This window comes from Cupriavidus basilensis (genome assembly GCF_008801925.2).
In the GTDB taxonomy this organism is placed as follows: Bacteria; Pseudomonadota; Gammaproteobacteria; order Burkholderiales; family Burkholderiaceae; genus Cupriavidus; species Cupriavidus basilensis.
Genome location: NZ_CP062804.1, coordinates 2845341 through 2859217 on the forward strand (window position 1 = coordinate 2845341; position 13877 = coordinate 2859217).

General features: G+C 65.8%; 10 protein-coding genes. 6 read left to right on the forward strand and 4 right to left on the reverse strand.

Features of this window, described 5'->3' with window-relative positions; genetic code table 11:
- Window positions 1-8: 8 nt before the first annotated feature.
- The gene (locus F7R26_RS33625; protein WP_150987376.1) at window positions 9-3974 is read right to left on the reverse strand and encodes a DUF748 domain-containing protein; all 3966 of its coding nucleotides are present in this window, start codon (window positions 3972-3974) and stop codon (window positions 9-11) included.
- 409 nt (window positions 3975-4383) lie between these two features.
- On the opposite strand from F7R26_RS33625, the gene F7R26_RS33630 reads away from it, so the two are divergent.
- A complete protein-coding gene (locus tag F7R26_RS33630) occupies window positions 4384-5694 on the forward strand; it encodes an MFS transporter (protein WP_150987375.1) in 1311 nt (436 codons plus the stop codon).
- A gap of 106 nt (window positions 5695-5800) precedes the next feature.
- On the opposite strand, the gene F7R26_RS33635 is transcribed toward F7R26_RS33630, so the two are convergent.
- Entirely contained in the window at window positions 5801-6973 is a 1173-nt protein-coding gene (locus F7R26_RS33635) for an extracellular catalytic domain type 1 short-chain-length polyhydroxyalkanoate depolymerase (RefSeq protein WP_150987373.1), read from the reverse strand.
- Between the two features lie 269 nt (window positions 6974-7242).
- On the opposite strand from F7R26_RS33635, the gene F7R26_RS33640 reads away from it, so the two are divergent.
- Both F7R26_RS33640 and F7R26_RS33645 read left to right on the forward strand, forming a co-directional pair.
- Complete coding sequence (locus F7R26_RS33640; RefSeq protein ID WP_150987370.1) at window positions 7243-8070, forward strand: Crp/Fnr family transcriptional regulator; 828 nt, start codon at window positions 7243-7245, stop codon at window positions 8068-8070.
- A 131-nt stretch (window positions 8071-8201) separates the two neighbouring features.
- Window positions 8202-8738: a hypothetical protein gene (locus tag F7R26_RS33645; RefSeq protein WP_241754632.1), complete on the forward strand. Its 537-nt coding sequence runs from the start codon at window positions 8202-8204 to the stop codon at window positions 8736-8738.
- 3 nt (window positions 8739-8741) lie between these two features.
- On the opposite strand, the gene F7R26_RS33650 is transcribed toward F7R26_RS33645, so the two are convergent.
- Both F7R26_RS33650 and F7R26_RS33655 read right to left on the reverse strand, forming a co-directional pair.
- Window positions 8742-9110, reverse strand: a complete 369-nt coding sequence (locus F7R26_RS33650; RefSeq protein ID WP_241754633.1) for a hypothetical protein — start codon at window positions 9108-9110, stop codon at window positions 8742-8744.
- Between the two features lie 140 nt (window positions 9111-9250).
- The gene (locus F7R26_RS33655; protein WP_150987366.1) at window positions 9251-9541 is read right to left on the reverse strand and encodes a transposase; all 291 of its coding nucleotides are present in this window, start codon (window positions 9539-9541) and stop codon (window positions 9251-9253) included.
- A gap of 853 nt (window positions 9542-10394) precedes the next feature.
- Between F7R26_RS33655 and F7R26_RS33660 the strand changes: the two genes are divergently transcribed.
- From F7R26_RS33660 to F7R26_RS33670, 3 genes are all read left to right on the forward strand, one after another.
- A complete protein-coding gene (locus tag F7R26_RS33660) occupies window positions 10395-11348 on the forward strand; it encodes a LysR family transcriptional regulator (RefSeq protein ID WP_150987364.1) in 954 nt (317 codons plus the stop codon).
- Between the two features lie 404 nt (window positions 11349-11752).
- The gene (locus F7R26_RS33665; RefSeq protein WP_150987362.1) at window positions 11753-12454 is read left to right on the forward strand and encodes a response regulator; all 702 of its coding nucleotides are present in this window, start codon (window positions 11753-11755) and stop codon (window positions 12452-12454) included.
- A gap of 145 nt (window positions 12455-12599) precedes the next feature.
- A complete protein-coding gene (locus tag F7R26_RS33670; protein ID WP_150987455.1) occupies window positions 12600-13877 on the forward strand; it encodes a cobyrinate a,c-diamide synthase in 1278 nt (425 codons plus the stop codon).

Consider the following 13877-nt stretch of genomic DNA (forward strand, 5'->3'; position numbering starts at 1 on the left):
CCGGCGATTCACTGCCGAATGGTGAAATCGACCCGGTTGGGTGCGCCCTTGTCCTTGATGCCATCGGCGTTGAGCTTCGAGGCGGTCAGGAACAGGCGGCTTTCCGGCACCTTGGCATCGCGCTCCAGCGCCTGCTTGACCGCCAGCGCCCGCTGCTCGGCCAATTGCCGGAGTTCCACCTCGGTCACCGGCGCATTCTCCAGCAGCAGCGCCTCCATCTCCTTGGTGGGCAGGGATTTCGCCAGCCCGACCACATTGCGTGGCTTCTTGAAGGAGGCGCGCTTGTAGACCGCTTCCAGGTACTTCGGGTACTCCTGAGGCGACACCGTCACCTTGGCGCCTTGCTCGCCCTCTTCGCTCTCTTCGGCCACGGCGCCCGCCTTCGCGCTGGCGCGCATCTCGCGCGACTTTTGCTCGGCCACGCGCGCGTCCAGCCAGGCGCGCTTGGCGCCGGCGGTATCTGTGGCGGGATCGATGCGGCCGCTGATCTCCAGGCGCAGCGCCGGGCGGTCGGCCAGGGCCTTGCCCAGTGTCGCGATCTTCTGCGTGGCCGCCGGCGTGAGCGTGGAGGTGCCGGGCGCAAACTCCACGTAGCCCAGTTCGTCGCCACCGCCAAAGGCAGAAGCAATCAACGAGAACGGCGAGGTGATGGCCTTGGTGAGCAGATTGACGATCACCCGCACGATCACGCCACCGATGCTGAACTCCGGGTCCGACAAGGAGCCCGACACCGGCAGGTTGATGTCGATCACACCATTGCGGTCCTTTAGCAGCGAGACCGCCAGCAGCACCGGCAGCTTGGTCGCGCTAGGGCTGTCGACCTTGTCGCCAAAGGTGAGCTGGTCGAGGTAGAGGTGGTTGCGCGCGTCCAGCTTGCCGTTCTCGATCTTGTACGCCACATCGACCGTGAGCTTGCCCTTGGTGATCGGGTAGCCAGCGTACTTGGCCGCGTACGGGGTCAGCCGGGTCAGCTCCACGCCCGCGGCCTTGGCGGCGATATCGAGGTAGAGCGTATCGGCCAGCGGGTTGAGCTTGCCGTCGATCGTGACCGGCGCATCATCGTCGATGCGGCCTGCCAGCGTGAGGTCGGCGGGCGCCGGCTCCGTCGAGGACACCTTGGAGACCGAGCCCTTCATGTCGGTCAGGTTGGCGGTGTAGTTCGGCTTGATGAAGAAGTCCGAGAAATTGATGTTGCCTTTCTCCACCGTCACGCCGCCAATCCGGATCTGCGGCTTGGCCGCGGCGGAAGCCACAGGCGCGGGCACCGGGGCCGGTGCGCTGGCGGCGCTCGGCGAAGCGGGATTGGCTTGCGTCAGGCTGGTGCTGGGCGCGGCCTCGCCCTTGGCCGCGCCGCCGGCCATCACATCCTGCAGGTTCAGGCGGCCGTTGGCATTCAGGATCACCCGCGCGTAGAAATCCGACAGCGCGACACCGGCCACGCCGAGCTTCATCGGCCCCTTGGCCTCATCCATGGCGAAATCGATGCCGTTCACCGCGAGCGAGCGCCAGCGCAGGAAGTCGTCACCGGTCACCCGGTCGACGCTGCGCACATTGCCGAGCAGCGCGTTGCCGGTGAAGCGCGCGGCGATTGGCTTGCCGGTGGGCGCCTCCACGCCGAGGCGGCCCTTGACGGTAGCGGCGCCGCCACGCAACGCCGCGTTGAAGCGGTCGGCCAGGTAGGGCTGCAGCGGCGCGAGGTCCAGTTCTCGGAAGTCGACCTGCAGTTGCGCCGCGGGCCCGGTAGGCAGCACGGTGCCGTCGAGCGCCATCGCGCCGCGCCGGCCCACATCGGCCTTGAACTTCACCGGGATGGCCCCGGCCGCCATCGGCCAGTTGAGCGCGCCCGTGCCGAGGCTGATATTGCGGAATTGATGGACCACGGGGCGGTCGCGGTTGGCGGCCGCGGGCGCATAGTCGGTCACGCGCAGGCTGCCGCCATCGAGCGTGAACTTGCCGAGCTGCGCCTTCCAGGGCAATGGCTTGGCGGCAGCCGCGCTCTCGGGCTGGACAGCCTTGGCCTGGACGGCGGTGCTGCGTTGGGCGGACTTCTGCCTGGATTGCACAGCCCACAGGCGCGCGCTTTCGAGCAATTCGCCGCGGAAGTCACGCGTGATGGCGATCTGCGGCTTGGCGACCACCAACTGGCCGGCCTGGAAGGAATGCGCGCCAAGATCGAACGCGATGTCCTCCAGCGCCACGCGCTCGGCAAGCATCACCGGCAGGTTGGCGGTGTCGCTGTCGTCGCGGGCGCGCGCGCGGCGCGCGTCGCGCCGGCGGTCGCTATCGGCAGCGGCAGGTTGGCTTGCGCCAGTCGTGGCGGCTGCCACTTGCGCCACCGTCACCGGCTCCCGGGTGGTCAGGTAGAGCGGCGCCAGTTCGACGCGGGATTTTTCCAGCGAGAAGGCAAAGGCGGGGCCACCCCACGCCATCTTGTAATGCAGCTCGGCATTGATGGCCGTGTCGCCAAGCCGGGTCTGGAGCTCCGCCGGCCACCATGCGGCAAACCCTTGGGGCTTCACGCCGCTGGCTTGCAGCGTGCCGTCCATGGTGCCGCCACGCAGGGACAGCTCGCCTTCGTGGCTGAGCGTCTGGCCCTCGCCGATCGCCAGCTTGGCCTGCACCTTGGCCGGCTTGTCGCTGTCGCCGGAAAGACCCGCCACGTCGGCGTCAAGCGGCCCGAGCGCGAGCGTGCCGGGCCCGGAAGGCGCCGAGTCGTCGCGCAGGCCCAGGCGGGCCTCTTTGACGGTAATCTGGTCGATCGCGTAGCGCCAGGGCTTTTCAGGCACCGGCGCAATGCCGGCGGCAGCGGGTGCCGATGCAGGGCCGGCCTTGGCCACGGCCGGCGCGGATGCGGATGCGGGGGCCGCCGCGGCTGCCGATGCGGCTGCAGCCGGCGCGTGGGCAGGCTTTTCTGCCTTGGCGGCTTCCGGCAGGAACGCGTCGGCCAGGTCGAGCGAGCCATCGGCGCGCCGCACTGCCTGCACGGCCAGGCCCTCCACGGAGAGGCTGCGCAGGTGGGCCATCCGCCCCAGCGGTTCAATGCGCGCGATGTCCACGGCTACCCGCCCGGCCTTCACCAGGGGCGATCCATCATGCTTGCGGATATCGGCTTCGCGCAGCGCCGCGGTGCCTGCCAGGAAGACGTCCTGCTTGTCCTTGTCCTGGATAAAGCCCAGCGTCAGCCGTGAATCCAGCAGCCCGCCCTTGATATCCGCATCCTTGAGCTTCGGCGCGAACGGCATGTAGCGCGCCAGCTCCAGGGCGTCGAGATTGATATTGAGGTGGGTCTCGCGTGATGCCGCGAATGGCAGCATGGTGCCGTCCAGCTCCAGCGCGGAGCCGTTGATGTTCGCGCTCAGCGTGGGCCGGGTGACGATCTCCACGTCATGCGGCAGGTTGGACAGGAACGGCAGCGTGATGGTCAGGTTGTCCACGCGCTGCGTCTGGTTGAGCAGCTTGTCGTCGAACACCAGGCTGCCGCCGGTCAGCGCGATATTGTTGACCGAGAAGCGTGCCGGCTCGGATTTTGGCGCAGGTGGCTTGGCCGCGAAGCGCTCCTCGATGTCGGCGTAGTTCATGCGGCCGTTGGCGTCGCGCGCAAGATGCAGCGCGGGCCGGTCGATATGCACGGCATCCACCACCGGGGCGAAGTGCCACAGTGACGCGATGGCGCCATCGATCTTGGCTTCGCCCACGCTCAGCATGGGCGTGGTGCCGTCGGGCTCGTAGATGGTAATGTCGGAAACGTCGACGGCCAGCGAGAACGGATGCACCTCGGCACCCCCAATCGTGACCTTGCGCCCCAGCGCTTCGCTGGCTTGCTTGGCTGCAAACGATTTGATCAACGGTGGCCCGCCAAAATACCCGGCCAGGCCAAACACCGCCAGCGCGGCCACAATGCCGCCGGCCACCCGCAGGCCGGCCCGGCGACGTGGCGTTGCAGTTGCTGCCTGCATGGAGAACTTGATTGCCATGTGATCCCAGAAGATTCGACCCCCAACTACCCGCGTCCGCTATGCGAACCCGCTGGAGAGCACGATGGAGCAAGCATTCCACACGGTGCCACCAGCCGGATCGGCCACTTTGTGGCCCGGATTTCACTTTTTAACGACATTATCGCAACGCTTGGGGGCAAAGCAAAGGCATTCAAAGGGAATTAAAAAGGATTTCAGAACGGTCCAGAAAGGAATGCAAGCGCGCCTTCTGGCGCCGGTTCAACGCCGATCTGGTATCGTCACGCCTTTGCGAAGCGTCTCGTCGCATGCCAGCGGCTTATCCGCCACTTAGTGCCTGCTTCTCCCGCGCTGTATCCTCCGGCCAGAACCCTCCACGTCAACCGTGTTGCGCGCTTCGCATGCGAACCATTTCCATGCGAGTCTCCTCATGCCTACCATCAGCAGTACTGCCGGAGCAGATAGCGCGCACAGCCAGCAAGCGCGCCCGCTGACCGGACAGGATTACAAGACGCTTGCCCTTGCCGCCCTCGGGGGGGCGCTCGAGTTCTACGACTTCATCATCTTTGTCTTCTTCGCCACCGTCATCGGGCAGTTGTTCTTCCCGCCGTCGGTGCCGGACTGGCTGCGCCAGTTGCAGACCTTCGGCATCTTTGCCGCCGGCTACCTGGCGCGCCCGCTGGGCGGCATCATCATGGCCCACTTCGGCGACCTGCTTGGCCGCAAGAAGATGTTCACGCTTTCCATCCTGCTGATGTCGGTGCCGACACTGCTGATGGGCCTGCTGCCGACTTACCATGCGATCGGCCTGCTGGCGCCCCTGGCACTGCTGCTGCTGCGCGTGATGCAGGGCGCGGCGGTTGGCGGCGAAGTGCCCGGCGCCTGGGTGTTCGTCTCCGAGCACGTACCGGCGCGCCGCACCGGCTATGCCTGCGGCACGCTGACCGCAGGCCTGACGGCCGGCATCTTGCTGGGCTCCCTGGTGGCCACCGGCGTCAATACCATCTTCACCCCGGCCGAGCTTGTCGACTGGGGCTGGCGCATGCCTTTCCTGCTGGGCGGTGTGTTCGGCATCGGCTCCATGTACTTACGCCGCTGGCTGCACGAAACCCCGGTGTTCGCCGAGCTGCAGAAGCGCAAGGCGCTGGCCGCGGAAATGCCGCTCAAGACGGTGGTGCGCGATCACCGCGGCGCGGTGGCGGTATCGATGCTGCTGACGTGGATGCTGTCCGCGGGCATCGTGGTGGTGATCCTGATGACGCCCACCTTCCTGCAGAAGATCTATGGCTTCGATGCGCGCACCGCGCTGGTAGCCAATAGCGTGGCCACGCTGTGCCTGACGGTCGGCTGCGTGGTGGCCGGCCTGATGGCCGACAAGGTGGGCCCGCGGGTCACCCTGTTCGTTGGCGGCCTGCTGCTGGCGATCAGCTCGTACGTGTTCTATAGCACCCTGCACACACGCCCGGACCTGCTGATCCCGCTGTACGCAGTAGCCGGCTTCTTCGTGGGCACCATCGGCGCGGTGCCGTATGTGCTGGTCAAGGCGTTCCCGGCCCAGGTGCGGTTCTCCGGGCTGTCGTTCTCGTACAACCTGTCGTACGCGATCTTCGGCGGGCTGACCCCGATGATCGTGACGCTGATGCTCAAGAACGATCCGCTGGCCCCGGCCTACTACGTGGTGGCGTTGTGCCTGCTGGGCATGGCGACGGCGCTGTTCGTCAAGGACCGATCGCTCGCCTGAACCTGATGGCAACGGCTGCGCCGGCGTTAAGCCACACGCCGGCCGTGAAAGAAAAAGGAGGGCCGCATCCGCGCCCTCCCTTTTTACGCCCATGCGCTGGCCAGCGCTAGCGGCGATGCTGCTTGAAAAACGCCCACATCAACGCGCTGGCGTCGGGGCCGATCGGCGCATGGTAGGGGTAGTCGCCATCGCCGCCGCTCCAGGCATGATCGAGGCCCGCAACCTCGCACAGCTCGACCAGTTCACGGTTCCAGGTGCCGAAGCTGGCTTCCAGGTAGTCCCCGGCCGGCAGCAGGAGACTGGCTGGCTGGCCGTTGGCGCTGTCAGCCTGCGCCACACCGGCATCAGCATCCGCCGCCACAGCGGCTTCCTGCTCCGCGCCGGTGAGGTGCCGCACCGCAGCGCCATTCATCCGCTCCTCGACCCGGTCGTTCATGCCGTTGTAGGCCAGGAACTGGCGCGCAAGCAAGCGGGCGTTGATGGGATGCACCGCACCGTCGTCCATGCCGTGCAGCACGATGGCCGGCATCTTCGGTCCGCCCGGCGTCACGCCGGCGGCATCCAGCAACATCGCCGGGTCGGCTTGCGTGCCGTGCTGCATGGCACGCAAGCCGTCGCTGGCCGTGTGGCCCGCACCGATCACGACCCCGGAATGCAGGCCCACGGCGGCAATCTTCTCGGGATAGCGCAAGGCCACGACCGCCGCCATGCTGGCGCCCGCGGACAAGCCCGCCAGATACACCTGGTCGGCACGGACGTCCCGCCTGGCCGCCAACGCATCGATCAATACCGCCAGCGCCTGCGCCTCACGGCCGCCTTCGGTGGCACCCAGGTCGAACCACTGCCAGCAGCGCTGCATCTGGCGCCGCAGGGGCTGCTGGGGATAGGCCACCATGAAGCCTTCGCGCTCGGCAAGCGCGTTCATGCGCGTGCCCGCCGCGAGATCTTCCGGCGTCTGCCGGCAACCATGCAGCATCACCACCAGCGGCATAGGCCGCTTGGGCGCGCCGGAAGGCACGTATAGCCAGTAGGGCAAGCGAGGCACCAGCTCACCCGGCAGCGGCGCGAGGCGGTGGTGGTGGGGAGCCCATTCTCCGGGCAAGGGGTGGCGCGGCGGCAAAGGCAGCGGCGCCGGCGAACGCGCCCGAAGACGGGGCGCTGCGGGATTAAGGGTAGCGATACGGTTGAACCACGTTTTGAGATGGTGCGCGGACTGGGGTTGCGCCCGGCTGATCTGCCGGAGCTGCGCATGCCAGTCCGCCGAAAGGCTTTTGGTCATGAAGACTCCTGCTATCGATATTGTTGCGATGCAGCATAGCACACGACAACCCGGCGCTTGCTGTCGCTTTTCCATCACATGTTATGAAGACAAGACATTAGATTCTTTCATCTAATCCGGCATGCGCCCGCAGATGCACTTCCGTTCGCGCCCACAATTACCAAAACACTGAATTCAGCCGACGAAAGAATGCAGATCACTAAGAGATAGCGGCAAAAGGCGTGCGGTTATACTGCGTTTGCGTGTATCGCAGGCAAACGGAGAATGTCATGACCACGCCCGACGCAGCGTTTCCAAGCTGCTCGCTGTGCTTGTTCCAGCCAATCTGCCGCAACTCGGAAGCGTCAGTTGCAAACGATCGGCGGCAGCGCAGCCTGGCCCCGGCCAGCATGCTCTGGCGCGCCGGAGAAACGGTGCATCGCCAGGGCCGGCCTGTGCTGGCCGTGTTTCCCGTGCGCGACGGCAGCGCCAAATCCGTGTTCGAGTCCCCGCTTGGCTGGCGCCAGGTCACCGCCTTCGCGCACCCGGGCGAAGTGCTCGGGCTGGAAGATCTCGATGGCCAGGCCCATTGCACCAGCGCAGTGGCCATGCAGGACACGCGCTGCTGCGTGGTGCCGGTGGAGACGGCACGCGCGCACCTGCTCAGCGCCGAGTACCGCGAGCCAATGCTCAGCACGTTGCGCCGCAATGCCGAGCGCGAGCGCACGCTGCTGGTCGCGATCGGATCGATGAAAGCCGCCCAGCGGCTGGCTATGCTGCTGCTCGACCTTGCCGGCGAACAACGCCGCCGGGGCAATGCCGGAGCGGCGCTGACCCTGGCGATGTCGCGCAACGATATCGCCAGCTACCTGGGACTGACGCTGGAAACCGTATCCCGTCTGCTGGCGCGTTTTGCCACGGTCGGGCTGATCACCGTGCGGCAGCGGCAATTGCGCATCGTCGATCCGGCTGGGCTGGGCTCCGTCTATGAAGACCCCGAGCGGGTGCCGCTACGCCCGCCCGAACCGGCGACGGATAGCCCGTCCGCCTCCGCTCCGGGCCAGTCCCGGCTGGACACCGCCAGAAGCGTGCGCACCGCGGGCGCCTCGGTTGCGTAGGACAGACGCCGACAGCAAGCCCGTGCAAACGCGGCTATGTTCAGACTATGCCGCCGTATGCGGGCTAGCCTTCAGGAGGACATCACCCTGCGGCCATGCCGCTGGCGCTCGACATCGCTTCCGGTACCTGTATGTCTATGCGGGACTTTTCTTCTGCCGTGCGCGCGGGCCTGGCGCCGCTTGGCTTCCTGATGGTGACCGGACTGACGCCTGCGGCCGCCGCGCAGGCCAACGCACCGGCCTCGCTGTCAACGCTGGCGAGACTGCTGCTAGGCACCGTCGATGGCAGAAGCACCGGCATGAGTGGCGTGACACGCCTCACCGGCAGCGTGGCCAGCTCAGATGCGGAACTCAACACGGCATGCCAGGAACTGACTCGCGCCGGGCCATTCACGCTGGACGCCGCGACGCGGCTGGAGGGATGCAGCGTCTCGCCAGGCAAGCGCGTGCAGTTCCGCCTCAGCCTGGTTGGCGTGGATGCGACCCGCGAGGGCACCGTGGCGTTCATGGCGAGCGCCCGCCCCGTGCTCGAGCGCGGCATCTGCCGCAACCCGGATGTGCCGGTACTGGGCCAGCTGGGTGTCACGCTGAACTATCGCTATGCGGGAATCGGCAACCGTGCGCTGGGAGAAGTCACGATTACGCCAGACCGCTGCCGCGCAAAATAGAGATTACTTTCTTTCCTGCGCGCATTCCTGGCGATACGCCTCATCGAGCTTCTTGCGTTCCGCTTGCCGCTCGATATTGGGATGGGTGCTGCCATCCGCGCTGGTCACCGTGGCTTTGCCGGTGGTCCATTGCGCCCCCGCGGGCAGTGCGTTGATCTTGTCGAGCAAGCCCTGGCAACGGGTGCGCTGGGATGGCGTGAGGGTGCCGTCAGCCGCCGGCCCGACATTGTCGGTGGCGGTATCCAGCAAGAGCCGCGGCGGCGGCGGCGCGACCATCGGTGCAGGCACCTCCAACTCGGCCGCGGTGGCAGCCTGGCCCGCAGGCAGCCCCAGGCCCAGTGCGGCAGCCATGATGATCGAAGCCCGTTTCATGTTCAGTTCTCCACAGCGGGGACGCATTGCGCCTTCCATGACGATGTTCCAGGGGTCGCCCTGCCGGCTCGAAAAACCACATGTTTCCGATGTCCCTCCTCGGGTGGCGGCAGCCGCCGACAATGCGGGACGAACCAGACTTAGCTTCGTTCCTTGCCGTTGCCAGCCCGACCCGTGCGATTGCGCAGCAGCTCAAGCTTGAGCAGCGCATCTGCAAGCATACTCTTGAGGCGGGTGTTTTCCTCCTGCAGGTCTCGCAACTTACGGCTGTCGCGCGCTTCGCTGCCGGCACCCTGGCCGTACTTGATGCGCCAGCCGTAGAAGGAAGCGTCGCTAAAACCATAGCGCGCGCATAGCTCGCGCACCGGCACGCCGGTGGCGGCTTCCGCCAGGTAGCCGCGGATCTGCTCCTCCGAGAAACGTCTGTTCACTGACTGCCTCCGCTAGCAAAGGCCGCTCGTGCCAATGCCCGAGCGAGACCACTTCTACCCCTGCCGCAAAGTTACCATCCGCACCGCAAAAGGCAATTCAGTGTGTTCAAGCCGCGAGTTAAGCAAATTGGAGAGACAACCCGCCACGAGGCAGCCCCCGCCTGACCCGCAACCTACGGCGATGCAAGCCAACCTTTGAGCATATCACCCATGACAGAAAAAGCAATTCAACATTTAAATTTATCGATAAAAACATTTTTTGAAATCCAACGCCATCACGTGCCAAGCTGGAAAAAGGCATAAAAAAACTAGATCGAATTGCCAAAATTTGATAGTCCATTTCCCGATTCTCTGCTTCGATTTTTTACTGTCACGCAACCGCAAAGAAATCGTGATAAGCGAAAAAAAGCTGATTTTGCGTCGCACAACGCACCTTATTGCACAAAGTTATGAAGCGAATGACACAAATATTTTTAATGTCTTTATGTCATGACAAAAAGTACTTTTTGACTTGAATTTATGAGATTACTTCCGAAGGAATACTGGCAAGTTTCAAAGTTATGTATTAATCTTGTCCAGCATTAACTAAATTTCGATCTCCAGCAACCGGGCCTCGCGCCCCGGCGCGGACTGGTGACGATAAGCGCAACGCGTAGCCGGTCGGCTGGTCATTTTTCAGCGTTGCTTCTACATACCGGGCCACATGCAAGCCGCACTGCGTCGTAGTTTCCCCCAGTTAGCCGGTAGATTTTGAAGATCGCCACGCCTTACGAATGCAATGGTGCTGCGAGAGGCTCAGGCGGAGAGGCAGAGAAGAAAACAAAAAACAAGTTTCGAATCGGGAGAAGTCACCATGCGGCATGTCAGCACCAAGCTCTTGCACGTTTTTGTTTTGTTGATGGAATATCGTGACCTCAGCGCCGTCGCCGCCTGCACGCAAGGCCGGGTTCCGACCATTGCCTACAGCCTCGCGCGGCTGCGCGAAATCACCGGCGACCCCCTTTTCATCAAGCGCAATGGCACGCTGGAACCTACCGCGCATGCCTTGCGGCTGGAGCAGACCGCCCGCCAGATCTTGTCAAAATGGGCGCACCTGGTACGCCCGCCCGGCCCCGTCGCCGAGGAAACAAGCCCGCACCGCCGCATCTCCATCGGGTTTTCGCCGTCGATCGGCGATCCGGTCATCACCGAGATCCTCACGGCCTTGTGCGAGCAGTTCCCGGATGACCGCTTCATGACGCGGCCGGTCTTTGCCGACGCCGCGCTGGCCGCCCAGCTTGGCAGCGGCGAGCTGGACTGTGCCTTCGTGGTCGATAGCCACTTCGTGCCAGAGGACGTCGCGCTGCACAACATCATGGCCACGCCGCGCCGCCTGGTCAGCGTGGTGCGGCCAGGCGGCGTCGAGGATGCGCAAGGCCGGCATGAGTGGATACTGCTGCAGGAAGACACCGAGCCCGGCAGCCCGCTGCAGGGTTTCCTGAACCGGCTCGCGCACGATCCCGCCTACCGGGAAACCGTGGTGCCGTCGTGGCACACGCAAGTTGCGCTGCTGCTTGCCGCGGGCGGCATCTGTCCGCTGCTGGACTTCAACGTGCCACTAGTGACACGCAAACACAAAACACGCCTGTTGGCGCCACCCAGCAGCTTCCCGGAATGGGCGGCCCTGCATTTCTGGGCGCCGGTCCGCGCCGGCAATGCACTGCGCGGCATCATGGAGATCGGCAGCGCCGTGCTGCATGATCCCGTCGCCGCCATCGACCGTCGTCACCTGTCGCACGAGACGCGCACCGCTGCTTACGCAGCCTGACCCTGCTGCCCCTGAAGCACGCCGCGCCACGGCGTGTCGGCTTGCGGCTCGCCACGCCCGCTGGCCCCTGAGAGCTTCCGCGCCCTCCTCTCAAAATTGAGAATAGTCTCAGTCCTGACGCCGAAGCCAACGCTTATGCTTCGTGGGCACCTCCCGCTTCCTGTTCGTCCGAGCAAAGCATGCGCCTGGAGGTGCTTTGTTCCTGTGCTGTTCGCGCCGCCGGCGAAAAGCCGCGCGGCGCTTTTTTTCAAGGGCGCGATCCACTTGCGGCAAGCGCCGCCCAGCGCGAATCGAAGCACTCCCTTTTCATGTTCGCGGCATCCGTGCCGCAAGTCCTTCCAGCTCGCGCCAGGCATGTGCGGCCCGGACACCGCGCGTGCCTGCGCTTGCGCAGGAGCATTGCCATGCCTTTGAAAATCTTGATCGCCGATGACCATCCCGCCATTACGCTAGCAGTCAGGAGCCAGTTGCGGAACCAAACCGGCTGGGAGGTCTGCGCCGACGTCCACAGCTCCGCCGAGCTGCTGCAGGCCGTGCGCGCATTCCGGCCCGATATCGTCGTCACCGATTACCACATGCCCTGCAGCAACGCGAGCGATGGCATCCGCCTGCTAGCCAGCCTGCGGCGGCACTTTCCGGCGCTAGGCGTGGTGGTGCTCACCATGATCACCAACCCGCTGGTCCTGCGTGCCATCCTGAACGCGGGCGCCCATGGCCTCCTGCTCAAGGACTCGCAGCTGGACGAACTGGTCACCGCCATCATCCGCGTCGAGCGCGGGCTGCGCTTTATCGGTGACTCCGCCGCGCGCGTGCTGGATCAGTCCGGCGCCCACTACGCACCCGGCCGCGCCGGCGCCCTGTGCCTGTCGGTACGCGAGTCCGAAGTCATGCGGCTCTACCTCAGCGGCAACTCGATCACCGGGATTGCCGGGCAGCTGAGCCGCAGCGTCAAGACCATCAGCCGCCAGAAAAACAGCGCCATGCGCAAGCTTGGGGCCAGCAATGAGCGCGAGCTGTTCGACTTCGCGGCGCAACAGGGGCTGGTGCTGCCGAACCCGGATCGTCCTCAGGAGAGCCCGCCGGCCAGCCAGTCCGACTGGCTATAATCGCAGCGCCGCGCAGGCAGCCGTTTCTGCCAGCCCCGCCACTTAGCCAGCCAACGTCCTCTCCATGTCCAACTTTGCCGCAACCACTGCACGCGCCGTTCCAGGCACCCGATCCGATGCAGCAAGGCCCCTGCGCGTGCCCGCCATGCTGGTGGCGGCGCCGGCCTCGGGCCAGGGCAAAACCACCGTGACGGCCGCGCTGGCATGGCTGCACCGCCGGGCCGGCCGCACCGTTCGCGTCTTCAAGAGCGGCCCCGATTACCTCGATCCCTCCATTCTCGCGGCTGCCAGCGGCGCGCCGGTCCACTCACTCGACTTGTGGATGACCGGCGCCGAAGACGCCGCGGCGCGCCTTGCCCAGGCAGCGGCCGAAGCCGACCTGATCCTGGTGGAGGGCGTCATGGGCCTGCACGACGGCACCCCCAGCAGCGCCGACCTGGCACGCCATTTCGGCCTGCCGGTGCTTAGCGTGATCCAGGCCTGCGCAATGGCGCAGACGTTCGGCGCGCTGGCCTTCGGCCTCGCTGGCTACGGCCAGCCGCTGGCCTCCATGCAAGTGCTTGCCAACGGGGTGGCCTCCCCGCGGCATGCCAGCATGCTGCAAGAGAGCCTGCCAGCGCATATCGCCTGGGCCGGCGCGCTGGCGCGCGACAACGCGGCATCGCTGCCCGAGCGGCACCTGGGCCTGCTAGCGGCCGATGAACTGCCCGACCTCAACGCGCGGCTGGACCGCCTCGCGGATGCACTTGCCGGGCAACCCATCGGCACCCTGCCTGCGGCCGTGGAGATCGCCGCGGCACCGCCGCTGCCCGTGCTGCCGCCGCTGCTGGCCGGCAAGACCATCGCCATCGCCCGCGACGCCGCGTTCCGCTTTCTCTACCCTGCCAACCTGGATACGCTCCAGGCGCTTGGCGCCCGGCTGGCGTTCTTCTCCCCGCTCGACGACGCTGCCTTGCCCGCCTGCGATGCGCTCTGGCTGCCCGGCGGCTACCCCGAGCTGCACGCCGCGCGCCTGTCGGCCAACACAGGCATGCTGGCCGCCCTGCGCCACGCCCATGCCAACGGCCTGCCGATCCTCGCCGAATGCGGCGGCATGATGGCGTTGTTCGAGACGCTGGTCGACAAGGCCGGGGATAGCCACGCCGTGGCGGGCCTGCTGCCTGGCACAGTGACAATGCAACGGCGCCTTGCCGCGCTCGGCCATCAACAACTGGCACTGCCCGAAGGCACCCTGCGCGGCCACACCTTCCATTACTCCAGCGCGCAAACCCCGCTGGCGCCCTACTGCCACGCCACCGTGCCGCGCGACGGGTCGCGGGGCGAGGCGGTGTTCCGGCAGGGCGCGCTGACGGCGTCCTACACGCATCTGTATTTCCCGTCCAACCCGTTGGCCATCGCGGCGCTGTTCAGCGGCACGCGGTAA

What these genes read in the sequence shown, in the direction of transcription:
- F7R26_RS33625 (WP_150987376.1), bottom strand. Translation starts at nt 3,974, where the DNA reads ATGGCAATCAAGTTCTCCATGCAGGCAGCAACTGCAACGCCACGTCGC.
- F7R26_RS33630 (WP_150987375.1), top strand. Translation starts at nt 4,384, where the DNA reads ATGCCTACCATCAGCAGTACTGCCGGAGCAGATAGCGCGCACAGCCAG.
- F7R26_RS33635 (WP_150987373.1), bottom strand. Translation starts at nt 6,973, where the DNA reads ATGACCAAAAGCCTTTCGGCGGACTGGCATGCGCAGCTCCGGCAGATC.
- F7R26_RS33640 (WP_150987370.1), top strand. Translation starts at nt 7,243, where the DNA reads ATGACCACGCCCGACGCAGCGTTTCCAAGCTGCTCGCTGTGCTTGTTC.
- F7R26_RS33645 (WP_241754632.1), top strand. Translation starts at nt 8,202, where the DNA reads ATGTCTATGCGGGACTTTTCTTCTGCCGTGCGCGCGGGCCTGGCGCCG.
- F7R26_RS33650 (WP_241754633.1), bottom strand. Translation starts at nt 9,110, where the DNA reads ATGAAACGGGCTTCGATCATCATGGCTGCCGCACTGGGCCTGGGGCTG.
- F7R26_RS33660 (WP_150987364.1), top strand. Translation starts at nt 10,395, where the DNA reads ATGCGGCATGTCAGCACCAAGCTCTTGCACGTTTTTGTTTTGTTGATG.
- F7R26_RS33665 (WP_150987362.1), top strand. Translation starts at nt 11,753, where the DNA reads ATGCCTTTGAAAATCTTGATCGCCGATGACCATCCCGCCATTACGCTA.
- F7R26_RS33670 (WP_150987455.1), top strand. Translation starts at nt 12,600, where the DNA reads ATGCTGGTGGCGGCGCCGGCCTCGGGCCAGGGCAAAACCACCGTGACG.